This window comes from Skermanella sp. TT6 (assembly GCF_016653635.2).
Lineage (GTDB): Bacteria > Pseudomonadota > Alphaproteobacteria > Azospirillales > Azospirillaceae > Skermanella > Skermanella cutis.
Genome location: NZ_CP067421.1, coordinates 784215 through 809699, shown reverse-complemented (window position 1 = coordinate 809699; position 25485 = coordinate 784215). Strand labels below are relative to the sequence as shown.

The following is a 25485-nucleotide window of genomic DNA, read 5'->3' as shown; positions in this document are numbered from 1 at the left end:
ATGCAGCATCGCTGCTGCAGTGCAAAAACTAATATACCAGGCTCCACAAGGCAAGCGGCGATAATTCATTCCAGATGATTTATTCTGACATACCACCATATTCGCCACCTGCGTCCGATCCCCGGCGCGGGCGCGACGTCAGCGCAGCGCCGAAGCGGCGACCTGCTCCTCGCCCGTCCGGTCGCGCCACTCTACCAACCGCGCCAATTCGTCATCCCCGTCCGCCGCGACCTGCCGCGCCGGAGCGATGCGGTCGATGGCGGCCAGCCGATCGGGGAGGTCGAGCCTGGACATCTTGGCGATGAACCGCTTCCGGATTTCCCCAAGCGTCGCCGGCTGACCGCCCATCAGGAAGAGTCCCGGGTTCGCCCTGGCCTCCTTCGGGAACATCGAGGCGCCGATCGTGTCGGGCGTGCTGTCGGCAGCCTTCAGGAAGCGCGCCGTCCCGGCCACGCCGAGGACGTGGGCCAAGTAGATCTCGGTCTGCGTGACCGGGCGCGCCATCAGCTTCTGGAGGCGCCGGGTATTGTCGACCGTCAGTTCCGCCGCCAGGAAGGCGCTCAGCCTTGCGTCCTTGCGCAGGGCCAGGATCTGTTCGCGGACACCGGGATCGTCGACGACGGGCTCGCCCAGCGGTCCTCTCCGGATATGCCGGGCGAGATGGCCGAGACCGTATTTCCGTCCATGGCTCCGGACCTTGGAGAGCCAGGTCGTCTCGATGAACTGGTAAAGTCCGGTCGCGGAACTCGTCGATGCCCTGGCCGCGGCATCGAGGCTGGACTCCAGGCTCGCCATGGCGCGCATCAGGCGTGCGGGAGCGCCGACGCTGGCGGCGGCCTCGTCGATCGCCGCGAGGGTCCCGGCTTGGCGGTTGAGGCGCGCGACGAGGCTCCCGATGCCGGACCCGTCCGTTCCGGGGGCTTCCTCCTCCGGCTCGCCCGCTTCCGCCAGAACGTCGTCCAGCGTCCTGGACTGGCCGGAGCCCTCCGCCGCCGCGGCCTGCGGATCCCGGTCCGGGGGCTCCTTGCCGATCCGGCAGGCCACCCCTGTGACGGCGCCCAGGACGACCAGTCCCAGGGCGGCCCGCCGGGTGTAGGCGATCAGAAGGTCCGACGCCCCTGGGGTGCCCGCCTTTCCCCTGCGGATCATGCCCGTACCCTGCAGGCGCGCGACGAGTTCCCCGATGGCTTGGCCCGTCCGTGTCATGATGTTTCCTCCGTCATCGGGCCCGCCCCTGTTCCCAGGCCGTCCAGGCGCGGGTACGGCACGATCGGGCGCTCGGAATGTTCATGATTCGTTCTATCCTGGGCGACAGTACAGCTGCTTCCCAGGCTGGGCAACTATCCGGATGGGATAGGGCGGCGCGGCGGTCCGGAAGTCGCGGAGTCCAGCCGATCCCATGCGCCGCGCTACCCCTAATGAGCATCGGGACGGACGGCCCCGTACCCTGAAAACCTGGAACAAAAAGAGTACATATGGTGCCACTGTGATTTTGGGAGCGCTGCAATGTCCTCATCCCCGTCAAGGTTGGCCGAGACCATTCCGGACCGCCGGAAAGCCCTTGACGCCGCCCTGACCCAGATCGAACGCTCGTTCGGCAAGGGCGCCATCATGAAGCTCGGGGGCGGCGCCGAGATGCCCGCGGTGGAGGCGATCTCCACCGGTTCGCTGGGACTCGACATCGCGCTCGGCATCGGTGGGGTGCCCAAGGGGCGCATCATCGAGATCTACGGCCCGGAAAGCTCGGGCAAGACGACGCTTACGCTGCATGTCATCGCCCAGGCCCAGAAAAGCGGCGGCATCTGCGCCTTCGTCGACGCGGAGCATGCGCTCGATCCCGCCTATGCCCGCAAGCTGGGCGTCGACGTGGACGAGCTGCTGATCTCCCAGCCCGATGCGGGCGAGCAGGCTCTGGAAATCGTCGATACGCTGGTGCGCTCGGGCGCCATCGATGTGCTGGTGGTCGACAGCGTGGCGGCCCTGGTGCCGCGCGCCGAACTGGAAGGCGAGATGGGCGACAGCCATGTCGGCCGCCACGCGCGCCTGATGAGCCAGGCGCTCCGCAAGCTGACCGGCTCGATCTCCAAGTCCAATTGCACGGTGATCTTCATCAACCAGATCCGGCTGAAGATCGGCGTCATGTTCGGCAATCCCGAGACCACGACCGGCGGCAACGCGCTGAAGTTCTACGCCTCCCAGCGTCTCGACATCCGCCGCATCGGCGCGATCAAGGACCGGGAGACCGTGGTCGGCAACCAGACCCGCGTGAAGGTGGTCAAGAACAAGATGGCTCCGCCCTTCCGGGTGGTCGAGTTCGACATCATGTACGGCGAAGGCATTTCCAAGACGGGAGAGCTCCTGGACCTGGGCGTGCAGGCCGGGGTCGTCGAGAAGTCCGGCTCCTGGTTCAGCTACGGCGGCCAGCGGATCGGGCAAGGCAAGGAGAACGCCCGGACCTTCCTGAAATCCAACCCTGACATGGCGGATGTGATCGAGGCGAAGATCCGGGAGAACGCCGGGCTCGTCGCCGGTGCTATGATGGGGTCCCCGGACGGCGACGGCGAGCCGGCCGACGATCAGGCCGCTCCGTAAGGGCTCCAGGCGGGAAAGGGCGGTTTGCCGGCCTTTCCCGCGGCCCGTCAGATCACGTTTCTCGCGACGTGACGCCATACCTTCGATCCGTTCGCCGGCATCGGCCTGCCCGCCGCCAGGCGTTCCGCCGGCAGGCTGATATGAACGGTCTTGCCGCTGTCGGGCCTGCTTTCGACCTCCAGGCTGCCGCCGTGCCGTTCCACCAGGACGCTGGAAATGAACAGTCCCAGGGCATTGCCCCGGTACGGCCGCGCCGTCGCGCTCCCGAGACGGTAGAGAGGATGCAGGAGGCTGGGAGCGAACTCGTCGGCGTTTCCGGGGCCGCCATCCTCTACCCTGATTTCAAGGGCGGTTTCCGTCCTGCTGACCTTGACGGCGATATGGCCGTGCGTCGGCGAGGAATCGACCGCGTTCCCCAGGACATAGGTCAGCACCTGCTTCAGGCGGTGCCGGTCCGCCGACAGCACCGGCAGGGGGCTGGGCAGGTCGAGCGTCAGCTTGTGCCGGGTTTCCCGTCGCGATGCCCGGACCGATCGGATCGCTTCGTCGAGGATCGCCGCCAGGACGACCGTCTCCTCGTGGAACTCGACCTGCTCGGACTCCAGCCGGGCCATCTCGAGGATTTCGTTGATCGATCCGGCCAGTTGCCGGCCGCCTCGGTCGATGATCGCGGTGATCTCCCCGGCATGGGCGCTCGGCGGTGCGAGGGCGGCGTCCTTCAGGACCTCGCCCACACCCAGCAGGGAAGCGAGAGGGGACCGCAGTTCCTGGCCGATATGGGCCAGGAACCGGGATTTCGCTCGGCTTGCCGCCTCGGCCGCATCGCGTGCGTCCCTCAGCTCGTCCTCGCGCCGCTTCCGATCGGTGACGTCGAAGACGCACCCGGCGAGATGGACCGGCCGTCCGCCGGCATCCCGCCCGGCCTGGGCGGTGACCCGCATCCATCGGTAGGCTCCCGTCGCCTGCCGGACACGGAACTCGGCGTCGTACGGTTCCCGTTCGGCCAGATGGTGCCGCAGGACCTCCCCTGCCCTCTCGCGGTCGTCGGGATGGAGCAGGTCCTCGAACGTGACGCCCGGGACCGGCTCGTCCTTCGGTTCCATCCCCAGCATGCGCTTGAGCAGCGGCGACCAGTACAGCGTGCCCTTGCCGATATCCCATTCCCAGAAACCGATGCTGGCCCCCTGCATCGCCGATGCGAGCCGTTCCCCGTCTTCCGGCGGGCGCTGGTCCTGTCGCTTCCGCAGGACGGACAGGGCGGCCAGCCTCGCGAGCCGCCGGGCCGGGACGGCTTCAGCCTCGCTCGGGCCACGAGGCTCCTGGTGGTGGACCATGAGGAACCCGTGCACCGCTCCGCCCCGTCCCAGGGGAAAGGCCCAGCAGGACCTTATACCCTGGGCGAGGGCGAACGCGGCGAACCCGCGCCACGCCGGATCGGAGGCGATGTCGTCGGTCAGCATCACCTCTTCCGCCGCGCCGGAGCCGCGCGGCCCGTCGGGCAAGGCGATGGGCATCGAACCGACGGCCGCCCCGTACCCCGCGGGCAAGCCCGGCCCGGCCCCCAACCGCAGGCCGTCGCCGCCGGGGTCGGCGAGCAGAATGGAGCAGCGCGCCCCCTCGAACAGGGCATCCGACGAGCGGCAGACTCGGTCGAGGATTCCCTCCAGACCGTCTCCCCGGGCGATGGCGTCCAGGATCGCTTCCTCGCTTTCGGCCAGGACATGCTCTCGCCCGGGCCTGGCGGGCGGGCGGCCAGCGGGATCCGGTCGGCCGCCATGTTCGCCCGGCCAGACGAACTCGACCCGGGCGGACCCGAAATTCGGACCCACGAGAGCGCCGGCCAGGCGGGTCCACACCGGATCGGAACATCTTCCCGCCGTCCCCACGCCTTCGGCCGGCAGGCCCGTCGACGCAATGTCGATGACCCTTGACTCCTTGCAGAAAAGGGGAACATCGATATCACCGGACGGGTGCGGAAAGCGGTCGCGAGCCTGTGCAGCAGACATGATTGTACCTAAGGACCAAGTAAGGATGATGCAGGAAACATCCTGGTCCGCAAATACTAACAAGAGTTTACTTGTAAGTATCTCCGGAAGATAGGCATAGATGTTGATCTATCCTGCGCTCCGGGCCGGGAAACTTTTCCGTCGCGAAAGCATGGGTTCCGGCAGGGCCAAAAAGTCGTTACATATCAACGGTTTGAAGCACGGTCCTAACTGGCTTGCTCAAGGAGCCCATATTCCTATCGCTTGGCCTTAGTTTCCGAAGGCTTGCCGGAAAGTCATACGATCAGGACTCTTTGAAAATCTCACCGGGCCGTGAATATGCCGCTGGTAAGTGGAGGCACTCCTCTTCAGCTGCCGCTGGCGAACTCAGGCCGGAGCTCCTAGACCTTCCGGATTGCAATTTGCCGAAGATCTTCGGGAACGGCGAGTTCTGCCGTCTCTTCTGGCCTTTTCTCGAATTCGCCGTCCGGCGTTTCACTGCCGATTACGGATCATCTCCGGACAGGTCTCCCACATGCGGATTGCGGTCATAGCGCGGGGAGCCGGGCACCGCCGCCGCGACGCCGTGATCGAAAATCGCGATCGTGCGCTGGTGCCGCATCAGCATGGGCATGCCGAGGCGCGGGAACAGAGGCGATGCCGATGATCCCCGGGTCTCCTGCCAAGCTTGTCTTCATGACACGGAACGGCGGTGATTCACTGCGCTCGCCGTCACGCCATCATTCAGGAACCAGCAGGAGCCGGGGCTGTTTCGACCAGACGGCATCTCGAAATCCGTCGGGATTTTCTTCAGAGGGCACTTGGGATGGGCAGAATAGTATCGGCGATAGTATCAGGAGTGGTGGCCTTTACCTGCGCCGCGCACCCTCTGAGCGCGCAGGACAGGGGCGTGACCATTGGCATGACGAACTGGGCCGAGAACATCGCCGTCGCCAACCTGTGGAAGATCCTGCTGGCGGAGCGGAACTACCAGGTCGAACTGAAGTCCGTCGACCGGGTGCTGGCCTTCAGCGGACTGGCGCGCGGCGACATCGATCTCGGCCTCGAGACCTGGCTGCCCAAGACCGACAAGGACGTCATGGACCGGTTCGGGAAATCCATCGAGGTGCATGACTCCTGGTACAAGGGAACGAGGCAGGGCTTCGTCGTGCCGTCCTATGTCGGCATCGACAGCATCCGGGAACTCTCGGAGCGCAGGGCCGAGTTTCCCGCGGCCGGGGAAGAGGCGGCGATCGTCGGGATCGATCCCGGCTCGTCCCTGATGCAGATGGCCGAGAAGGTGCTCGACACCTACGATCTGGACATGAAGCTGGTCAACTCCTCGGAGACCGGGATGATGAGCGCGCTGGCGCGCGCCTACCGGAACCGCACCCCCATCGTGGTCACGCTGTGGAGCCCGCACTGGGCCTTCGCCGAATACGACCTCAAGTACCTTCAGGACACGGAAGACGATTTCGGCGGAAGCGACGACATACACTTCATGAGCCGCGCCGGATTCGGAGAGGATCATCCCGAGGCCCTGCGCTGGCTGAATGCCTGGGACATGAGCGACGACGAACTGGGTTCGCTGATGCTGACGATCGAGAGGGCCGGCGATGCCGAGGCGGGCGCCAGCAAGTGGCTGGCGGAGAACCGGCCCTTGGTCGATGGCTGGTTCGGCGGGGGCGAGGCGGCGGCCCCATGATCCCGGCCTGACCATGGATGATGCCTACCGGGATATCGGCCGCCTGTATCTGGCGCTCCTGTCGCCGGAACGGGAGCGGGGCGACCGTCTCGGGGACGGTGCCATGAACCGGTGGATGCTCGACGTCCCACCCGGTGCCGCGATCCTGGATGCCTGCTGCGGGGTCGGCAACGACGTGCTGGCCCTTCACCGGGGGATTCCGGCGGTGGGCAAGGCCGGCCCCTGGAACGCGTTCGGCTCCGACTTCTCCGAAAGCCTGCTCCGGGTGGCGCGCACGCGGACGGCGGCTCGCGGGTTGCCCGCGGACCGGCTCCGGCGGTCGTCCTTCGCCGACCTGGCCGGGATCGGGGACTGGCGGCACCGGTTCGACGTCGTGCTGGCCGCACACGCGATCTACACCGCTCCGGACGGAATCGACGAGGGAACGTACGACGATTATCTCCGGGCTTCCCTGCACGGCATGAAAGCCGTCCTCGGGACCGGCGGCCGTCTTCTGACCAACATCCGAGACTGGCCGGCCGCCGAAGCCCGGGGCTACCCGCCGACCGTCGTGGAGAACCGGCATGGCGGCGAGGTCTTCCGATGCCGTTACGAATGGCGGCCGGGAAAGACGCTCCGCTCGCTGCACGCCGCCACGCTCGCCTTCGAATGCCGGGATTCCGGCGAGCGCGCGGTGTCGACCCTACGGTTCGTCGGGCGCAGCGCCGACGAGATGGCCGGCATGTTCCGGGAGGCCGGATTCCGGGTCATCCGGTCCGAACCGACCGGCACCGAAGGCGATCGGTTCATCACCTTCATGCTGCAGCCCGTTTCCTGACGCCGAGCCGGTCCCTGCGACCGCCGGCGGGCCGGCGGGACTTGTTCACGTTCGCGAACATCCGCCGCCCCGCCGTTCACGTCGCGAAACATCGCCGCCCGCCCGGAAGCTGCGCAACGCCCGAGGATCACCCGGGCGGCCGTCTGGCACGCCTCTTGTAAGGCTCCGTTTCAAGAGGAAACCCCTGCCCCACCGGAGGGAGCCATGAACCCCATTCCGTTCCGCAAGCCGTCCCGCCCCGCGGCCGCATCTTCCGCCGCGTCCTCCGCCGCCTCGACCAAGCGCGTGGTGGTCTGGCTCGGCGGCGGCGACGCTCAGCGTTCCGCGATCGAACTGGCCACCCGGATCTCGCTTGCCTCCGGCGCCCAGCTGACCGGCCTCTCGGCCTTCGACCCCGAGCCGGAAGCCCAGGCGATCCCGGCAGGCGGCACCTACTGGGCGCGGTGGCTGGCCGACCAGCGCCGGGCCCGGAAGCGCGAGGCGGCCGCAGCGGCGCTCCGCCATTTCGACGAGGTCACCCGTGGCCACCCGATCGAGATCACCTGCCGGCACGACGAGACCGGGTTCGACGGGCTCGCGGCGGTGGTGGCCGGCTGCGACCTGCTGGTGATCCCGGCCGGCGCCGGCCTTTCCGGGACGGGGCAACCGCCGTCGGAAGAACTCGCCGCGACCCTGGCTGCCCGGTCCGCGGTTCCCGTCCTGCGGGTGCGGGAGCATCCCTCGGCGGTGCGCAACGTCGTCCTCGTGGTGTCCGGGACGGACGGCTGCGCCCGTCTGGCCCGTCGGTTCCTGCATTCCGGGCTCTGGACCGAGGCGCCGGTGGCGCTGCTGCCCGTGGGCGGCGACCGGCAGCGGGTCCAGGCGGCGCTCGACGAGCAGGTGGAGCTGGTTCGCGCGCACGGGCGCAAGGCCACGGTCATGCCCGCGATCGATCCCGACACCGAGGCGGACCTGCTCGGCCGCGAGGTCGGGCGCTTCGATGCCGCCGCGATGTCCTGCCTGTCCCATCGGAGCGGCTGGCTCGGCATGGTCCGGACCTGCCCGTTCGAGGTCGTTTCGGACCGCATGCCGGTGACGCTCTTGCCCTGAGCCCTCGGGAGGCCAACTACGGGGCAGGACGAGACTTCCCGAAGCTTCCCCGGATGCCGAACCTGATCGGACTGAAGACCCTGGTTCCCCCGTCGCTGCAGCTGCCGGCCCTGGCGGCGGCGATGGTGTTCGTGGTCGCGGTCGGATCGACACAGGTCGCCCTCCAGATCATGAATTCCCGGGAGACGGACCAGCTGAGGCAGGTCGGCCAGGTCTATCTCGACGGGCTCGCGGCGAGCGTCCGGCCCTACGTGGAGGGCGGCGACGCCGTCGAGGTGGAGCGCCGCTTCGCGCAGGCGCTGGCCGAACAGCACGGCATTCCGGAACAGGCGCTGTTCGCCTTCGGCGGCGACGGCCGGCTGATCGCCCGCGCGGGCGATCCCCGGATCGAGCCGCCCGACGCGGCCGAGCTGATGCGCCTCGGGTTCCGCATCGACCCCGCCGGGGACGTCGGCTGGGCGAGCCGCCCGCTCGGCGCTCCGGGGTCCGGTGCCGGGCCGGGGATCGCGGCGGCGCTCGACCTGTCCGAGGTCATCGCGGCGCGCGAGCGGCTGCTCTGGGCGGTGGTGCTGATGGACTTCGTCATCGCCTGCCTGTGCGGCACCCTCGCCTTCGCGATCCTGCAGCGCCTGTCGCGCCCCCTGCGCACCCTGGTCGATCATCTCGGATCCCAGCCGCTCGGCGAGCCGGAGCCCCTGCCGGCCACGGCCGCCGGAACCGCGGGGCCGGAAACCCGCCGCCTGTTCGATGCCTACAACCGCTTGGCCGAAGGGGTCCGGGACCGCGAGCGCCTGATCCGGGCGCTGGCCGACCGGGAACAGGCGGCGGCGCTCGGCCGGATGGCGGCGACCATGGCCCACGAAGTGCGCAATCCGCTGGGCGGGCTCGCCACGGCGGTATCGACGCTGCGCCGGTTCGGCGACGACCGGCAGGTGCGCGACGAGGCGCTGGGACTGCTGGACCGCGGCATCGAGACGATCGACCGGATCGTGACCGGCACCCTCGACCTGTACCGGCCGCCGGAGGATCGCCGGCTCGGCCGCGAGGATCTCGAGGATCTCCGCCACCTGGTGGCGCCCGAGGCCGTCCGGCGCGGCGTGACCCTGGACTGGCGCGTCGAGGTGCCGGACAGCGTCGAGCTCGGCGCCGTCGAGGTCCGCCAGCTCCTCCTGAACCTGCTGCTGAACGCCTGCGCCGCGACGCCCGGCGGCGGCAAGGTCAGCCTGGCCGCCCGCACCGAGGGGACGGACCTGGTCTGCGACATCGTCGACCAGGGTCCCGGCCTGGACCGCTCCGTCGCCTCGCGCCTGACCGGCGGCGGGGCGGAGCGGCCGGCAACGGAGGCAAGCGGCCGGCGACTGGGCATCGACGTGGTGGTCGCCCTGCTGGGCTCGCTCGACGGCCGGGCGACGGTGATCGACGCGCCCGGCCGCGGGACCTCGATCCGGATCGCCATTCCCCTGGGAGCCAAGGCATGAACGACGGTCCTTCCGTCCTGGTGGTCGAGGACGATCCGGTGCTCGGCCCGGCCCTGATGCAGCGGCTCCGCCTGGAGGGTTTCAGGCCGCGGCTTGCCGCGAGCGGGACCGCCGCGGTCGAGGCCCTCGCCGGCGGCGCCCCGCCCCACGCCGTGGTCAGTGACATCCGTCTCCCCGACATGGACGGGGAGGCGCTCTACCGGCACCTGCTGGACTCCGTCGGGGCGCTGCCCGTGTACTTCATCACGGCGCACGGCCAGGTCGACCAGGCCGTGCGACTGATAAAGGCGGGAGCGCGCGACTACCTGACCAAGCCCGTCGACGTGGACTCGCTGGTCGCGGAGCTGCGCAAGGCCTGCGAGCCGGACGCGGCGGCGGATGCGGCGGCCCTGGGCGCCGCCCCGGCCATGCGCCAGGCCGAGGCGGTCCTGCGCAAGGCGGCCCGGGTGGACATCCCGGTACTGCTGACGGGCGAGACAGGCGTCGGCAAGGAGGTCGCGGCCCGGCTGCTCCACGCCGCCAACCGGGCGGACCGGCCGTTCGCCGCCGTCAACTGCGCGGCGATCCCGCGCGACTTGGTGGAGAGCACGCTGTTCGGCCACGAGCGCGGCGCCTTCACGGGGGCGGTGGCTTCCAGCCCCGGCCTGCTGGCGCGCGCCGGAACCGGGACGCTCTTCCTCGACGAGATCGCCGAGCTGCCGGCCGAGCACCAGTCGAAGCTGCTGCGCGTGATCCAGGAGCGGGTCTTCCTGCCGGTCGGCGGCCGGGAGGAGCGGCGCTTCGAGGCGCGCCTGGTCTGCGCCACCCATGCCGACCTGGCCGCCTGCGTCGCCGCCGGGACGTTCCGGGAGGATCTTTATTTCCGGATCAACGTGGTGGAAGTCCGCATCCCGCCGCTCCGGGAACGACCCGAAGACGTGTCCCTGCTCGCCCGCCGCTTCCTCGACGATGCCGTGGCACGGTTCGGCCTGGAATCCCGCGCGCTGTCCCCCGCTGGGCTGGCGGCCCTCGCCGACCATGACTGGCCGGGCAATGTTCGCGAGCTGCGCAACCGCATCGAACGGGCGGCGGTGCTCGCGGACGAGACGGTGATCGGGCCGGCGGATCTCTTCCCGGAGGCGGGGTTGGACGGGCCGCCGGTCGCCGGGACCGGCACCTTGGACGAGGCGCTGACCGTCGCGACCCGGGCGAAGGTGGAGGAGGCGCTCCGGCGCGCCGAGGGAAACCGCGGCCAGGCGGCGAGGCTGCTCGGCGTCTCGCGCACGACCCTGTGGAAGCGCATGCGCGAGCTGGGGATCGGCTGACGGGAAGCGGGAGACCGGCGCCGGCCGCGCTTCGTCCGCGGCACCGTCGTGATCTTGTCGGCCAATGATATGGCTCAGGTCCGTCAGCCCGTTGGCGTCGCTGGGTTCGACCGGCAGGCGGAGCACCCGCTAGTCGGCCCCGCCGGCGACGGTCCGGATTTCGCCCCGCGTCACTCTTCGTCGTCCCAGCGCTCGATCGAGACGGCGTCGATGAAGGCCTGCTCCTCGTCCTCGTACGGGCTCCGGCTGACGAGGAGCGACTGCCGACGAGCCTCGGCGGCGAACCGCGGCGACCGGATGTCCGGAACCCAGATCTGGATCGATCGCAACCCCTGGGCCCGCAGCTTCGCACGGTGGGTGCGGACCTTGTCCCTGGACGGTTTCGGGGTTGCAGTCACGGCGGTCTCCCTGGTCACATGTGACCATAGTATCGCCGTGGGGATGTCCGAACCGGATTTCCGTCTTCCCGGCCGCCCTCCCGCTCAGGCCGCCTGGATGCGTCCGAGGAAGCGGTCGATCTGCTGGCCCAGCACGGCGGCCTCGCGGCGCAGTTCCTCGGCGGCGGCATGGACCTCGCCGGCGGCTCCGCCCGTCCGGTTCGCGTCCTCGGTCACGCCCAGGATGTTGGAGGAAACCTCCTGGGTGCCGCGGGCGGCCTCGTTGGTGTTGCGGGTGATCTCGCGCGTCGCCGAGGCCTGCTGTTCCACCGCAGAGGCGATCGCCGCCGAGGTCTGGTCGATCTCCTCCACCGTCGCCGCGATGCCGACGATCGCTTCCACGGTCTGCCGGGTCGAGGCCTGGATCGCCGAGATCTGGCCGGAGATCTCCTCCGTCGCCTTGGCGGTCTGGCCGGCGAGGTTCTTGACCTCGTGCGCGACGATCGTGAAGCCCTTCCCGGCCTCGCCGGCGCGCGCCGCCTCGATCGTGGCGTTCAGCGCCAGCAGGTTGGTCTGGTTGGCGATCTGCTGGATCAGCCCGACCACGGCGCCGATCCGCTGGGCCGCCTCGTCCAGGGCGCGCACCGTCTCGCCGGTCTGGCGGGCCTCCGACACGGCGTCGCGGGCGCGGCCGGCGGCGTGGGTGACCTGGCGCCCGATCTCGGCGATCGAGGCGGCCAGTTCCTCGGTCGCGGCGGCGACGGTCTGGACGTTGGCGGAGGTCTCCTCGGACGCGCCCGCGACCACCGTGGCCCGCGATTTCGACGAGTCCGCGACCTCCGTCAGGTTCTCCGACGCGGCGGTCATCCGCTCCGCCGAGACGTTGAAGCCCTGGAGGACGCGGGCGACGGCCGAGCCGAACTCCGCCAGCGCGGCCTCCATCTCCCGATGGCGGGCCTCCTTGCCGACCTGCTCCTCCTGCTGCTCGCGCTGCAGGCGGCGGGTCTCCTCGGCATTGCGCTTGAAGGTGCCCAGCGCACCCGCGAGGCGGCCGATCTCGTCACCCCGCTCGGCATAGGGGATCGTGCCGGACAGGTCGCCCTCGGCGACGCGCAGCATCGCCCCGGTGATGCCGTCGATCGGCCGCAGGACCCGCCTGCGGATGACCGCCAGGGCGCCGGCCCCGATGGCGACGGCCAGCAGCAACAGGCTGGCCTGCAGCGTCAGGTTTCCGGACGCTGCCGACGATTTCGCGTCGGCATGCAGGACGATGGCATCCAGGGCCGCCTCGCAGACGGCGACCAGGCTGGTGGTCCCGGCGTCGACGGCCTTGCTGAACTCCGCCGCCCCGACCGGCGCAGCGTTCCCGGCCGCGACGGCCTGCTGGATCTCGTCGCTCAGCTTGACGGTGGTGCCGAAGTGGAGCGCCTGCGCGGCCTCGGCGGCGGCCACGACCGGCGCCGGCATGCCGGGGCGCCCGGCGATCTCCCTGACCAGCTTCCAGCCGGCGTCGGCCTTGCCGCGCAGTTCCGCGATCTTGGCCCGGTTCTCGGCCGAGACGGCCTTGTCCTTGATGATGGCCGCGACCGGATACTTCTCCAGGCCGGCGGCATCGCGCGCCAGGTACGCCGCGTCCTTCACGGCCACCTGGACCGCGGTGAAGGCATCGACGTCGGCCAGCCGCGCCGTCAACCGCCCGGAGATCAGTTCGAGCTGGTCGACCAGGGCGGTGATGACGGCATTAGCCTCCTTCGCGAACCCGTCCCGGCGCGCCGAGAGCGGCTGGCTCAGGTTCCGGTCGATCTCCGGGCGCAGTGCCGCCAGCCGGCCGCTCCGTGCCTCGAGTTCCGCCATCTCGGCCGCATCGGCGCAGTCGGTGCGCCCGCAGGCCGCCACCAGCGCTTCCAGCGCCGCGCCGGACTTGGCGCGGAGGGCTTCCAGGCCGGTCAGCATGGTCGCCGCGGCGGCGTCCTGGGCTTCCAGCTGGAGGCGGGTGCCGCCGCGCTCGATCCTGACATTCTGGAGTGCCGTGAAGACGTCGCGGCCGGCGCGCGCCAGATCGCCCGCGCGCTCCGCGGAACGGACGGCACCGAAGGCGCCGATCAGCGTCGAGCCGGTGATGCCGACCAGGATCAGGCAGAGGGCGGCGACGATCAGGTTCAGCGACGCTCCGATGCCGGGGGAACGGAGATGACGCGGCGCGGTCGTGAGGGATGGCATGGCTGTTCCTTGGTTGCGCTTTCCTTTCGGACGAATACCGATCAACGCGGCGTACCGCCCGAGTGCGCGCTATTCTTGGCCAAGGTTTGTTGCAGTATTCTTTAAATAAAGGACCGGATTTTAGGCATATGACTTTCATCTCGACTGTCCGGACCGATGCCGGAAGTCCGAAGGGAGCAGGCCGTGGAGATCAGGGCTGGCGGGGTGTCGGCGGCCCAGGCCAGGCCGTCCGGCAGGCCTTCCGACGTGAACGGGGCGCCGGCCGGAAACACCGCCTCGCGCCGGGCGGCGCAATCGACCAGATGGCGTGTGACCAGGGTATCTTCGGTGCGCCTCATGATCAGGACGTTGATGAGCACGAGGTCGGCATGGGCGGGGTTGGTTCGCGCCGTATCCCTGTCGGCCAGCACCAGCGTGGTGACCACCGGCTTCACGTAGGACCAGGGTTCGAACGGCGACCGCGTGGCGAGACGCTCGACGACGACCATCTCCTTCGGCAGCATCGATTCCATGCGTCCGGCCCACTGATAGCGCAGCGTGGCGGTGACCGCGACGACCGCGACGGCGGCGACGACCGGGCCGAGCCAGCGCGGCGGCGTGGCGCGCAGCACCTTGAAGCAGATCAGCATGACGCCGAGGGCCGCGAAGGCGGCGCAGGCCGCGATCAGGACATCGAGGAGCATCCGTGGAGTTCCCGGTTCAGCCGCGGTCAGGCCATGCCGCCGCGGTACGCGGCGAGGGCCGCCGATTGCATCAGCTTCACCACCGCGAAGGCGTCCTTGAGGTGCCCCCGCTCGAACGGCGAAAGCTCCTGCGGCGACAGGTAGTTGTCCGGAGTCTTGCCGGCCTTCATGAGCCGAGCCTGGTGCCGGATCCGCACGAGGCCCAGGAACTCCAACGCGTCCACCAGGTCGCGGGCGCCGTCCCGGCTGACCTTGCCGGTCTCGCCGGCGACCACCAGCCGGTCATGGGTGTTGACCACGGGCGAGCCGGCGTCCAGGGCGTAGACCCGGGCCAGATCGACGATCGGCGCCAGGACGGAGTGCTTGAGGTCGAGCGACCGATGGTGCTCCCCGCCGGAGATCAGGACGAAGTTCCGGAAGAGTCCCAGCGGCGGCTGGTGGGTCAGCGCGTTGCGGACCATATGGCCGAGGAACAGACCGTTGCTTCCGGTCAGTTCCAGGACGTGGCGCTGAAGGTCGCGGAACAGCGATGGCGGGCCGGCGACCGGCCGCATGTCGAAGAAGACGCTGGCGTTCAGCAGCGCCTCCGGCAGCGGTTCCCGCACCCAGCGCTCGAAGGCGCGGCGCCAAGCCTCCAGAGGCATCCGCCACCGCGGGTTCCGGGCCATGATGCCGCCGGGGCAGAGGGGATATCCTGCCTCCGCCAGCCCGTCGCAGACGAATTCCGCCAGGGCCTTGAAGTAGTCTCCGTGGGCCTCTTCGTCGTAGTCGTCGGACAGGACGAGGGCGTTGTCCTGATCCGAGCAGGCGGTCTGCTCGTTCCGCGCCTGGGACCCGAGCGCCATCCAGAGATACGGCACCGGCGGCGAGCCCAGCCGCCGCTCCGCCAGCCCGAGCAGCCGTTCCGTCGTCGCGTCGGTAACGGCCGAGACGGCATGGCCGATGCCGTAGGCGCTGCTGCCCCCTTCCACCAGGTCGTGGACCATGTCCGGCAGCGGCTTCACGGCCGCCGCGACGCCCGCGGCGTCATCCCGCCGGGCGATGTCGCCCGCCATGAAGGCGACCGACCGGACATGGGTCCGCAGGATGTCGGTGCTGGTCACCAGCCCGACCAGTTCCGCCCCGCACATGACGGGCAAATGGTTGATGCCGTGGCGGCCCATCAGGATCTCCGCCTGGAAGACCAGGGCGGTATCGTCGATCTGGAACGGGTCCGGCGTCATCACGGAGGATACCGGGCCGGCCGGGTCCCGGCCCGCCGCCAGCACGCGGTTGCGCAGGTCACGGTCGGTGACGATCCCCAGGAGCCGCCCGTCCTCGACCACCGCCAGGCAGGAGACGGAGGCCCGGTGCATGTGCCGGGCGGCATCGGCGATGCTGGTCCCGGGGGTGGCCACCTCCGGCGGGCGCCGGATCATGTCCCTGACCTCCCGGCGGCTCGCCGGGTCCATCCGCCCATGGGCCGCGCGCAGCCGCTCGCCCGGCTGCGGATCGAGCAGGCGGGCGAAATGGGGGTGGGCCGCCCTCAGCCGGAGGATCTGTTCGGCCGGGATCCGGTAGAGGACGGCGTCCTCCAGGACGGCGACCCGCAGCACGGCGTCGCCGCCGGAGATCCCGGAGGCCGGCACCAGGTCGCCTTCGCCCAGGCGGACCACGGGTTCGCCCGTGACGGTTCGGACCTCCAGCGATCCGCTCCGTACCAGGGCGATTCCGCCGGCGGGGTCGCCCGCCCATGCCGGCGTCTCGCCCTTGTTCAGGTGGATCGGGACGACCTGGGCGGCGACGGCATCCAGGTCGTCCTCGGGAAGTTTCGCGAAGGCCGGCTGGTCGGCGATGAAATCGCGGACCGCGGCAGGCTGGACCGGCATGTTCAAGGCCGCCTCCACGGTGGTTTGCCCCATGATGGCGCGGAAGGGCAGGACGGCGGCCGCCCTGCCCTTCCGGCCGGTGGTCGATGATCAGGGATCGATGCTCAGTGGTCGATCGCGGCCTTGGCGCCCCGCGGCGACCGGATATAGTCCACCAGATCCTGGATCTCGCGCGGCGGCGCCGCGGTCATCTTGCTGACCGCGAACGCGACGGCGAAGTTCAGCAGCATGCCGACGAACCCGATCCCTTCCGGAGAGATCCCCAGCAGCCAGTTCGCGGGCGTGTTGACGCCGATCGGATCGATGAAGATCCCCTTGAAGTAGACGATGTAGCCCATCGTGAAGATGAGCCCCGTCAGCATGCCGGCGATCGCCCCTTCCCGGTTCACCCTCTTCGCGAAGATGCCCATCATGATAGCGGGGAACAGCGAGCTGGCCGCGAGGCCGAAGGCGAAGGCGACCACCTCCGCCACGAACCCGGGAGGATTGTAGCCCAGGTATCCCGCGATCAGGATGGCACCGGCGGCGGCGATGCGGCCGGCCATCAGCTCGTTCTTCTCCGTCATGCCCTTGGCGAAGGTGCTTTTCAGCAGGTCGTGGGAGATCGAGGAGGATATCACCAGCAGCAGGCCGGCGGCGGTGGAGAGGGCCGCCGCGATGCCGCCCGCCGCGACCAGGGCGATCACCCAGTCGGGCAGCCTCGCGATCTCGGGATTCGCGAGCACCATGATGTCTCGGTCCACGGTCAGCTCGTTGCCGGCCCAGCCGTACTGCCTTTCCAGGTCGTCGTTCATGCCCGCCGGGTTGTAGTACTGGATGCGGCCGTCGCCGTTCTTGTCCTCGAACTTGAGCAGGCCCGTCTGCTCCCAGCGCTGCATCCAGGCCGGACGTTCCTCGTAGAGCAGGTTGCCGTCCGGAGCACCCACGGCCCCGACCTGGAGCGTGTCCATCAGGTTGTAGCGGGCCATGGCGCCGACCGCCGGGGCGCAGAGATACAGCAGGGCGATGAAGAACAGCGCCCAGCCGGCCGAGGAACGGGCGTCGCGGACGCGCGGCACGGTGAAGAAGCGGACGATCACGTGCGGCAGCCCCGCCGTGCCGACCATCAGCGCCGCCGTGATGGCGAACAGGTCGATGGCGCTCTTCTGCCCGTCGGTATAGGCCGCGAAACCGAGCTCGGTGACGACCGCGTTCAGCCGTTCCAGCAGGTAGACGCCGTCGGCGCTGACCGCGGGGCTGTCCACGAGGGTGCCGCCGAGGCCGAGCGGCGGGATCGGATTGCCGGTCAGCTGGAGGGAGATGAAGACCGCCGGCACGATGTAGGCGGTGATCAGGACGACGTACTGGGCCACCTGCGTATAGGTGATTCCCTTCATGCCGCCCAGCACGGCATAGACGAACACGATCCCCATGCCGACGATCAGCCCGACCTCGATGCTGACCTCCAGGAAGCGCGAGAACACGATGCCGACGCCGCGCATCTGCCCGGCGACGTAGACGAAGGAGATGAAGATCAGGCAGATCACCGCGACGACCCGCGCGGCGCTGCTGTAATAGCGGTCGCCGATGAACTCCGGCACCGTGAACTTGCCGTATTTCCGCAGGTACGGCGCCAGCAGCATCGCCAGCAGGACGTAGCCGCCGGTCCACCCCATCAGGTAGACCGATCCGCCGTAGCCCAGGAACGCGATCAGGCCGGCCATGGAAATGAAGGAAGCCGCCGACATCCAGTCGGCGCCGGTCGCCATGCCGTTGGCGATGGGATGGACGCCCTTGCCCGCGACATAGAAGTCGCCCGTCGTCGCTGCCCGCGACCAGACGGCGATCCCGATATAGAGGACGAAGGTGGCTCCGACCACCAGGTAGGTAAGTGTCTGGAGTTCCATTTTCTTGAGCCTTCCGAACGGTCGCCTAGATCTCGTCGACGTTGAACTGGCGGTCGAGCCGGTTCATTCGCCAAGCGTAGAAGACGATGAGCAGCAGGAAGATGACGATGGAACCCTGCTGGGCGAACCAGAAGCCCAATGGAAAACCGCCGAGCATGATGCCGTTGAGGGCATCGGCGAAGAGGATCCCCGCTCCGAACGACACGAGAAACCATACGACCAGACAGCCCAGGACCGTCTGGATATTGGCGCGCCAGTATAGCTGCGCCTGGGTGTCGAGATTTTCCCTCATATGCAACCCCTCTGTTGAGCTTCCCCGCGGGTCGTGGTTCGGCTGCCGGCCGGTAGCCCCAGGCAGCGCGTTTTTTCACATAGAGCCACAGAATGGGCAATCTGACAATGGAGCTGCTGGCAATTTCGTGTCGTCACACCACTTTCGAGAGGCGCCGCGGCATCCGGCGGCTAGCCTTCACCGACGACCCGGCCGGCCTTCGCATCGTGCAGGATGAAACCCTCGATCGGATCGGCGGGATGGGTCCAGGGGGCCTCGGCCAGGACGCGGACGGTGTCGGCATAGCCGGCCGACCAGCGGGCCCTGATGCCTTGGGGGCTGAAGTCGATGTCCTTGGAATGGTCCTCGCCCGCCAGCGGCGGGGCCAGCAGGCGCACCACGTGCATCCGGGTGAGGCAGCCGTAGGCCGCCAGCTCGCGGATGCGCGGATCGTCGCGCCGGTCGGCCGGCAGGGCCTCCGCCAGTTCGGCGATGACGTGGCGCAGGCGGTGGATCTGCTTCTGCCGGACGATGTGGCTGGCCGCCCGGCTGGCGTACTGAAGGTCCTTCTGGCGGCTCATGACCTTCCAGATGCTGTCCGGCTCCGGTCCGCTGGGGTTCCATATATGGACCGCGAAGACGAGGCCGCTGCGCCGGGGATTGTCGTCGAAGACCGCCTCGACGGGCGTGTTCGACAGGATGCCGCCGTCCCAGTAGAGCTCGCCGTCGATCCGGACCGCGGGGAAGGCCGGCGGCAGCGCCCCGGAGGCCATCACGTGCCGGATCGTCAGCGGCGCGGCGCGGCTGTCGAAATAATGCATCTCCGCGGTCCGGACATTGGCGGCGCCGACCGTCAGCCGCGGGTGGCCGGCACCCAGGCAGTCCGGGTCGATCAGGTCGGCGAGCGTCCTCGCCAGCGGACCGGTCGAGTAATAGCCGGCGTTCTCCGGCCCGAGGACGGTCTTCATGCCGAGGAAGGCCCAGGGGTTGGGCTGGAAGAAGCCGTCCACTCCCGCCGCCGCCGTCAGGGCGCTGAACGCCTCCGGGCCGCCGCCCCAGGAGGCCGCGGTCAGCTGCCGGAACGGGCCGTGCCGCACCCTCCGCCAGAACTCCTGGAGGCGCGCCAGCCGCCTGGCCGGCCGGTTGCCGGCGATCAGGCCGGCGTTGATGGCGCCGATCGAGGTGCCGATCACCCAATCCGGCTCCAGGCCGGCCTCCTGCATCGCCTCGTAGACGCCGGCCTGGTAGGCGCCCAGGGCGCCGCCGCCCTGGAACACCAGCACGATCTGGCCCAGCGTCTCCTTGTCGAATTGCGGCTTCGCCGCAGCACCCGTTCCGGGTTCGACCCCGGTCCTGGTCATCAGCATGTCTGCTCTCCGATATCCGGTGGTAGGGTCAGTGCGCGGTCCAGCCGCCGTCCACCGGTATCGCGGCACCGGTGATCGAGGCGGCGGCGTGGCTGGACAGGAACACGGCGAGCGCGCCGATCTCGTCCACGGTGGCGAACCGCTTGCTCGGCTGCTGAGCCAGGAGCACGTCGCGGACCACCGCCTCGCGGGAGATGCCGTGGACCTTCGCCTGGTCGTCGATCTGCTGCTCGACCAGCGGCGTTAGGACGTAGCCGGGGCAGATCGCGTTGCAGGTGATCGGCTCCTCCGCCACCTCGAGCGCGACCGTCTTCGTGAATCCCACGATGCCGTGCTTGGCCGCGACGTAGGCCGACTTGAACGGGGACGCCACGAGCCCGTGGGCCGAGGCGACGTTGACGATCCGGCCGAAGCCGTTCCGCCGCATGACCGGCAGCGCCAGCCTCACGGTATGGAAGGCGGAGTTGAGGTTGATCGCCAGGATCCGGTCCCATTTGTCCGGCGGGAACTCGGTCACCGGCGCCACGTGCTGGATGCCGGCGTTGTTGACCAGGATGTCGATCCGCCCGTGCCGGTATGCCGCCGTCTCGATCATCCGGCCGATCGCCTCCGGGTCGGACATGTCAGCGTCCGAATAGGCCGTCTCCACCCCGAACTCCTCCTCGATGGCGCTGCGCGCCTCGGCGATGTCCCGCGCCGGGCCGAAGCCGTTCAGCACGACGGTGGCGCCCCGGGCGGCGAAGGCCCGCGCGATGCCGAGGCCGATTCCGCTGGTCGAACCGGTGACCAGCGCCACCCTGCCCTCGAACTCGTCGATCGGGACGGCGGCAGGGGATGCGGGATTCTTCACTGTCAGCGTGTCCATGGCGAGACCTCTCTGGTGGAACTGGTCCGGTGATCTTGGCCGGACTGTCCCACCGGGAGCCGCCGCCGTGAAATGCCGGTTGGCTAAGCAGTCGATAGCCGGCGGGTATCGACTGCTTAGCCAACCGGCATTTCCCCCGAGCGCCCGTCCCGACGATGCTCGGTCCCGTCACCACGCGACGGGCGTGGCAACCGGGAGACTTCACATGACGCATCGTTCCACCGCCGTGCCTTCCCTGAAAACCGCCCTGAAGCGGGGGCTGCTGGGATCCCTGCTGCTCGGTTCCGCCCTGGCCCTGGCGCCTGCCGACGCGCTGGCCGGCGCCTGTCCCGCGGGCCAGGAGGGCGTCGGCCTCCGCATGCCGGACCCGAGCCCGGCCAAGGACGTCACCGACAAGGTCGTCGCCTCGATCGACGTGGCGAAGGAGCCGGCCGCCATCCAGGACCGTCAGTTCCGCCTGCGCCGGATCGAGGTGAAGCCCGGTGGCGTCGTGCCCTGGCACAGCCACGGGGACCGTCCCGCCATCATCTACGTCATCAAGGGCGAGATCACCGAATACGCCAGCACCTGCGCCGTGCCGATCGTCCACAAGGCCGGCGAGAGCACGGCGGAACGGCACGGCGTTTCCCACTGGTGGAAGAACACCGGCAAGGGCACCGCCGTCCTGCTCTCCGCCGACCTGCTGCACGTCAAGGACGCGGACCCGGGCATGACGTGACTTGGGGCCGCCTCTCCGGCCCCTCCCCGCTCCATGCCCATCCCAGTGATGAGGAAGCCGCCATGACCGTCACGAGAGCCCTGCCCGGGATGAGGACCGCTCCGGCGCTCCGTCCCGCGATCGTAGCCCTGATGGCGTTCTTCACCGTGGTCGACCTGTTCGCGACGCAGGCGATCCTGCCGATGCTGGCCGCGGCCTACGGGGTGACGCCCTCGGCGATGGGCATGGCGGTCAATGCCTGCACGCTCGGCATGGCGGCGGCCGGACTGGCGACCGCGCTGTTCGGCGACCGGATCGACCGGAGAGCCGGCGTCACCGCCAGCCTCGCGCTGCTGGCGGTGCCGACCTTCCTGCTGGCGCTCGCGCCCGGCCTGGAGGTCTTCACGGCGCTCCGCGTGCTCCAGGGGCTGTGCATGTCCACCGCCTTCGCCCTGACGCTGGCCTGGCTCGGCGAGCGGGGCAGCGGCGGCACGCATTTCGCGGCCTATGTCACGGGCAACGTCGCCAGCAACTTGGTCGGGCGCCTGGCCGCCGCGACGGTCAGCGAGGGCTTCGGGCTGGCCGGCAACTTCGTCCTGTTCGCCGCCCTCAACCTGGCCGGCGCGGCGCTGGCCTGGACCATGATGCGGGGCCACCCGGCGCCGGCCTCCGCCGGACCGGCGGCCCCGCCGTGGCGCCGCCTCGGCCGGCTCTGCACGGTGCCGGTGCTGTCCGCGTTCGGGATCGGCTTCTGCATCCTGTTCGCCTTCATCGGCGTCTTCACCTACGTCAACTTCGTGCTGGTCGCACCGCCGCTCGGTCTCGGCATGATGTCGGTCGGGCTCGTCTATCTGGTCTTCCTGCCCTCGATCGTGCTGACGCCGCTGGCGGGCGGGTTCGCCGCGCGCCGGGGCGTGCGCCCCGCCCTGTGGACCGGCCTGGGGGTCGCGGCCGCGGGGCTGCCCCTGCTGCTGGGCCCGGTCCTGTGGGAAGTGCTGCTCGGCATGGTGCTGGCGGGGGCCGGGACCTTCTTCGCCCAGGCGACGGCGACCGGCTTCGTCAGCCGGGCGGCCCGGGACCGGGCGGCGGCGAGCGGGGTCTATCTTGCGGCCTATTTCTCCGGCGGGCTGGCGGGGAGCGCCGCGCTCGGGCCGGTCTTCGACCGGTTCGGCTGGCCCGCCGCGGTGGCCGGAGTCGGAGTTGCCCTCGCGCTGGCGGCGATTCTGGGGTTCAATCTGCGGACATCGGAGAAAACGGGCCGCCCCTGAGGCGGCGCCGAGCATCGACCGGGGGAGCGGGCGACATGGCGAGGACCTTCGACGCGATCATCATCGGGAGCGGCCAGGCCGGTCCCTTCCTGGCGGTCCGGCTTGCCCAGGCGGGCATGAGGACGGCCGTCATCGAGCGGGAGCACCTGGGCGGGACCTGCGTCAACGACGGCTGCATCCCGACCAAGACGCTGGTCGCCAGCGCCCGCGTGGCCCATCTGGCGCGCCGCGCCGCGGACTACGGCGTGGTGACCGGCGGCGAGGTCCGGGTCGACATGAAGGCGGTCAAGGAGCGCAAGGACCGGATCGTGCAGGCGTCGCTGGACAGCCTGGCGGCCTGGCTGGGCGGAACGGAGAACCTGACGCTGGTCTGGGGATCGGCCCGCTTCACCGGTCCCCGCGAGGTCGAGGTGAACGGCGAGACCCTGACCGCGCCCCGGATCTTCATCAATACCGGCGGGCGGCCGGCGGTGCCCGACTGGCCCGGCCTGTCCGGCGTGCCCTTCCTCACCAACACCTCCATGATGACGCTCGACGCGCTGCCGGAGCATCTGGTCGTCGCCGGAGGCAGCTATATCGGCCTGGAATTCGCCCAGATGTACCGCCGCTTCGGCTCCCGCGTCACGGTGGTCGAGTATGCCGACCGCCTGATCGCGCGGGAGGACCCGGAGGTTTCCGACGCGGTGCGCGGCATCCTGGCGGCGGAGGGCATCGACATCCACCTGGGGGTCCGCGACATCGCGGTCGGGAAGCGGGGCTCCGGCATCAGGCTGACCGCCACCGCCGGGGGAAGTCCCGTCGGGATCGACGGCAGCCACCTGCTGCTGGCGGTCGGCCGGGTGCCCAACACGGACGGCCTGAACCTGGAGGCCCCCGGCGTCGCCGTGGACAAGCGCGGCTTCATCCAGGTCGACGACCAGCTCCGGGCGAGCGTAGAGGAGGGCGGGGCCGGAGGGATCTGGGCCCTGGGCGACGTCAACGGGCGCGGCGCCTTCACCCACACCTCCTACAACGACTTCGAGATCGTCGCGGCCAACCTGCTCGACGGCGATCCCCGCCGGGTGTCGGACCGCATCACGGCCTATGCCCTGTTCACCGACCCTCCCCTGGGCCGCGTCGGCATGACCGAGGCCGAGGTGCGGGCCACCGGCCGGCCGGCGCTGAAGGGCGTGCTGCCCATGACCCGCGTCGGCCGCGCCAAGGAGCGCGGCGAGACCCAGGGCTTCATGAAGGTGCTCGTGGACCGCGAGACCCGGCTGATCCTGGGGGCGGCGCTGCTGTGCATAGAGGGGGATGAGATCGTCCATTCGCTGCTGGACGTCATGGCGGCCAAGGCGCCCTATACCGTGATCCAGCGCTGCGTGCACATCCACCCCACGGTCAGCGAGCTGATCCCCACGCTGCTGGGCAGCCTGAAGCCGCTGGAATGACGCCCTCGCGATCGGGAACCGGGCCATGACGCCGCTCGCCGACAGGCTGGACGAGATAAACCGGTCGCTCGATCCGGCCTGGGACGCCCTCTATGACGGGTTCGTCGCCGACCTGCGCGCGGCCGGCGCCGCGGCCGGCAGCCCGGCGGTCGGCGACGGGCTCGAGCCATTCGCCCTGCCGGACAGCCGCGGCCGGTACGTCTCGTCCCGCGACCTGCTGGCGGAGGGGCCGGTGGTGCTGAGCTTCTACCGGGGCGGCTGGTGCCCCTATTGCCGCACCGAGATGGCGGCCTGGTCCGAGTCCGCCTCCGAGGTCCGGCGGCTCGGCGCCTGCTTCGTCGCGGTGACCGGCGAGACCGGCGGCGGGGCGGAGGCGCTCCGGCAACGGCTCGACCTGGGCGGCCTGATCCTGGTCGACGTCGACCACGGCCTGGCGCTCCGGATGGGGCTCGCCGTCAGGGTGAGCGACAGGGTCCGCGCGGCCTATCTCGGGATCGGCCGCGACCTGGCCCGGCATTACGGCAGCGACGCCTGGTTCATTCCGGTGCCGGCCACCTATGTGGTGGACCGGCACGGCATCGTCCGCTTCGCCGAGGCCGACGTGGATTTCCGCCGCCGCGCCGAGCCGGAAGCGGTGCTTCAGGTCCTGCGGGACATCGGCGGCTGAGCGCCCGGCTCCTCCGATGCCCAGGCACGGGCCCGCGCCGCTCTCAGGAAAGCGTCCGACGCCGGCGACAGGCGGCGGCCGATCACGGTCGCGACCAGCACGGTCCGCGACAGGTCGAGGTCGTGGACCGGACGCGTCGCCAGCCCGTCGGCGATCGGCAGGGTCTCGGGAACCAGGGCGCAGCCGAAGCCGGCCAGCACCATGCGCTGGAGATGCGCCTCGCCGGTGGCGCGGTGGCGGAACGCCGGCATGACGCCGGCAAGGGCGCAGAGCTGCCGGAAACGGGGGCTGGACAGGCAGCTCGGCCGGTCGATCCAGACCTCGCCGTCGAGCAGCGCCGGCTCGATCGCATTCAGCTGGGCGAAGCGGTGGTCGGTCCGGCACAGCACCCGGTAATGCTCCCGAAAGAGCCGCCAGCTGCGAAGCCGGTCGGGAAGGTCGGCCGCCTCCTCCAGGATCGCCACATCGAAGTCGCCCTGCATCATGTCCCGCACGAGATCGGCGTGGGCTTCGGACTCCAGCGTCAGCTCCAGCCCGTTCAGCGATCGGTTCAGCGTTTCCAGCAGGCCGACCAGGTGGTCGGGGGCGAGGGACGCGGTGACGCCCAGGCCGAGCGGCGCCAGGCTGCCCTTGCGCAACCCTTCCGCCATGGACTTCGCGGCCTGCGCCGCCCCGTAGGTCTGCTCCAGGTGGGGCAGCATGATGCGGCCCAGGTCGGTCAGGTGCGACAGGCTGTGTTCACGCCGGAACAGCGGGCCGCCCAGTTCCCCCTCGAGCTTCTGGATCGCGCGGGTCAGCGAGGGCTGGCTGACATGGCACTCCTCCGCGGCGCGGGTGAAGTTTCGCGTGCGGGCGACCGCCAGAAAATAGCGTATCTGATGCATCTCCATGGGTCGGAAAATATAGACCGATTTTT

At 69.8% G+C, this 25485-nt stretch carries 22 protein-coding genes; 10 read left to right on the top strand and 12 right to left on the bottom strand.

From position 1 onward, the window contains the following. Window positions 1-138: 138 nt before the first annotated feature. Entirely contained in the window at window positions 139-1206 is a 1068-nt protein-coding gene (locus IGS68_RS31535; protein WP_201082280.1) for a hypothetical protein, read from the bottom strand. A 300-nt stretch (window positions 1207-1506) separates the two neighbouring features. Between IGS68_RS31535 and recA the strand changes: the two genes are divergently transcribed. Beyond that, window positions 1507-2592 carry a recombinase RecA gene (recA, locus tag IGS68_RS31530; protein ID WP_201082277.1) on the top strand — a complete coding sequence of 362 codons (1086 nt, stop codon included), beginning with the start codon at window positions 1507-1509 and terminating at the stop codon, window positions 2590-2592. 47 nt (window positions 2593-2639) lie between these two features. Here recA and IGS68_RS31525 read toward each other — a convergent pair whose 3' ends face one another. Next, window positions 2640-4448: an ATP-binding protein gene (locus tag IGS68_RS31525; RefSeq protein ID WP_201082275.1), complete on the bottom strand. Its 1809-nt coding sequence runs from the start codon at window positions 4446-4448 to the stop codon at window positions 2640-2642. A gap of 634 nt (window positions 4449-5082) precedes the next feature. Next, window positions 5083-5211, bottom strand: coding sequence for a hypothetical protein (locus IGS68_RS36090; RefSeq protein ID WP_256445791.1), 129 nt, complete (start codon window positions 5209-5211; stop codon window positions 5083-5085). 276 nt (window positions 5212-5487) lie between these two features. Between IGS68_RS36090 and IGS68_RS31520 the strand changes: the two genes are divergently transcribed. The 5 genes from IGS68_RS31520 to IGS68_RS31500 all read left to right on the top strand — a co-directional run bounded on the left by IGS68_RS31520 (window position 5488) and on the right by IGS68_RS31500 (window position 10970). Further along, a complete protein-coding gene (locus IGS68_RS31520; protein WP_247881453.1) occupies window positions 5488-6282 on the top strand; it encodes a glycine betaine ABC transporter substrate-binding protein in 795 nt (264 codons plus the stop codon). 13 nt (window positions 6283-6295) lie between these two features. Further along, on the top strand, window positions 6296-7099 hold the full coding sequence (locus IGS68_RS31515; RefSeq protein ID WP_201082272.1) for a class I SAM-dependent methyltransferase: 804 nt from the start codon (window positions 6296-6298) through the stop codon (window positions 7097-7099). Between the two features lie 204 nt (window positions 7100-7303). Next, entirely contained in the window at window positions 7304-8188 is an 885-nt protein-coding gene (locus IGS68_RS31510) for a universal stress protein (protein ID WP_201082271.1), read from the top strand. 53 nt (window positions 8189-8241) lie between these two features. Continuing rightward, window positions 8242-9666, top strand: coding sequence for a sensor histidine kinase (locus tag IGS68_RS31505; RefSeq protein WP_201082270.1), 1425 nt, complete (start codon window positions 8242-8244; stop codon window positions 9664-9666). Further along, the gene (locus IGS68_RS31500) at window positions 9663-10970 is read left to right on the top strand and encodes a sigma-54-dependent transcriptional regulator (RefSeq protein WP_201082269.1); all 1308 of its coding nucleotides are present in this window, start codon (window positions 9663-9665) and stop codon (window positions 10968-10970) included. Before IGS68_RS31505 ends, IGS68_RS31500 begins: the two co-directional genes overlap by 4 nt. Window positions 10971-11140: 170 nt before the next feature. Here the strand turns inward: IGS68_RS31500 and IGS68_RS31495 are convergent, their stop codons facing one another. The 8 genes from IGS68_RS31495 to IGS68_RS31460 all read right to left on the bottom strand — a co-directional run bounded on the left by IGS68_RS31495 (window position 11141) and on the right by IGS68_RS31460 (window position 20507). Then, window positions 11141-11368, bottom strand: a complete 228-nt coding sequence (locus IGS68_RS31495; RefSeq protein WP_201082267.1) for an antitoxin MazE family protein — start codon at window positions 11366-11368, stop codon at window positions 11141-11143. Between the two features lie 84 nt (window positions 11369-11452). Then, window positions 11453-13567 carry a methyl-accepting chemotaxis protein gene (locus tag IGS68_RS31490; RefSeq protein WP_201082265.1) on the bottom strand — a complete coding sequence of 705 codons (2115 nt, stop codon included), beginning with the start codon at window positions 13565-13567 and terminating at the stop codon, window positions 11453-11455. Window positions 13568-13668: 101 nt separating this feature from the next. Next, entirely contained in the window at window positions 13669-14250 is a 582-nt protein-coding gene (locus IGS68_RS31485) for a hypothetical protein (protein WP_201082263.1), read from the bottom strand. A 26-nt stretch (window positions 14251-14276) separates the two neighbouring features. Then, window positions 14277-16118: a DUF294 nucleotidyltransferase-like domain-containing protein gene (locus IGS68_RS31480; RefSeq protein WP_247881452.1), complete on the bottom strand. Its 1842-nt coding sequence runs from the start codon at window positions 16116-16118 to the stop codon at window positions 14277-14279. A 104-nt stretch (window positions 16119-16222) separates the two neighbouring features. Then, complete coding sequence (locus tag IGS68_RS31475) at window positions 16223-18004, bottom strand: sodium:solute symporter family protein (protein WP_201082257.1); 1782 nt, start codon at window positions 18002-18004, stop codon at window positions 16223-16225. 25 nt (window positions 18005-18029) lie between these two features. Beyond that, window positions 18030-18296, bottom strand: coding sequence for a DUF4212 domain-containing protein (locus IGS68_RS31470; RefSeq protein WP_201082255.1), 267 nt, complete (start codon window positions 18294-18296; stop codon window positions 18030-18032). Window positions 18297-18466: 170 nt separating this feature from the next. Next, window positions 18467-19636 (bottom strand): patatin-like phospholipase family protein, encoded by a 1170-nt coding sequence (locus tag IGS68_RS31465; protein ID WP_201082887.1) that lies wholly within the window; start codon window positions 19634-19636, stop codon window positions 18467-18469. Between the two features lie 34 nt (window positions 19637-19670). Next, on the bottom strand, window positions 19671-20507 hold the full coding sequence (locus IGS68_RS31460) for a 3-hydroxybutyrate dehydrogenase (RefSeq protein ID WP_201082253.1): 837 nt from the start codon (window positions 20505-20507) through the stop codon (window positions 19671-19673). Between the two features lie 205 nt (window positions 20508-20712). Here IGS68_RS31460 and IGS68_RS31455 point away from each other — a divergent pair, with 205 nt between their 5' ends. From IGS68_RS31455 to IGS68_RS31440, 4 genes are all read left to right on the top strand, one after another. Then, on the top strand, window positions 20713-21225 hold the full coding sequence (locus tag IGS68_RS31455) for a cupin domain-containing protein (protein WP_201082251.1): 513 nt from the start codon (window positions 20713-20715) through the stop codon (window positions 21223-21225). A gap of 62 nt (window positions 21226-21287) precedes the next feature. Beyond that, window positions 21288-22472 (top strand): MFS transporter, encoded by a 1185-nt coding sequence (locus tag IGS68_RS31450; protein WP_201082249.1) that lies wholly within the window; start codon window positions 21288-21290, stop codon window positions 22470-22472. 35 nt (window positions 22473-22507) lie between these two features. Next, window positions 22508-23902 carry an FAD-containing oxidoreductase gene (locus tag IGS68_RS31445; RefSeq protein WP_201082247.1) on the top strand — a complete coding sequence of 465 codons (1395 nt, stop codon included), beginning with the start codon at window positions 22508-22510 and terminating at the stop codon, window positions 23900-23902. 25 nt (window positions 23903-23927) lie between these two features. Continuing rightward, window positions 23928-24569: a peroxiredoxin-like family protein gene (locus IGS68_RS31440; RefSeq protein WP_201082245.1), complete on the top strand. Its 642-nt coding sequence runs from the start codon at window positions 23928-23930 to the stop codon at window positions 24567-24569. On the opposite strand, the gene IGS68_RS31435 is transcribed toward IGS68_RS31440, so the two are convergent. After that, window positions 24542-25453: a LysR family transcriptional regulator gene (locus tag IGS68_RS31435; protein WP_201082244.1), complete on the bottom strand. Its 912-nt coding sequence runs from the start codon at window positions 25451-25453 to the stop codon at window positions 24542-24544. The two genes, IGS68_RS31440 and IGS68_RS31435, sit on opposite strands and share 28 nt — an antisense overlap. Window positions 25454-25485: the final 32 nt, after the last annotated feature.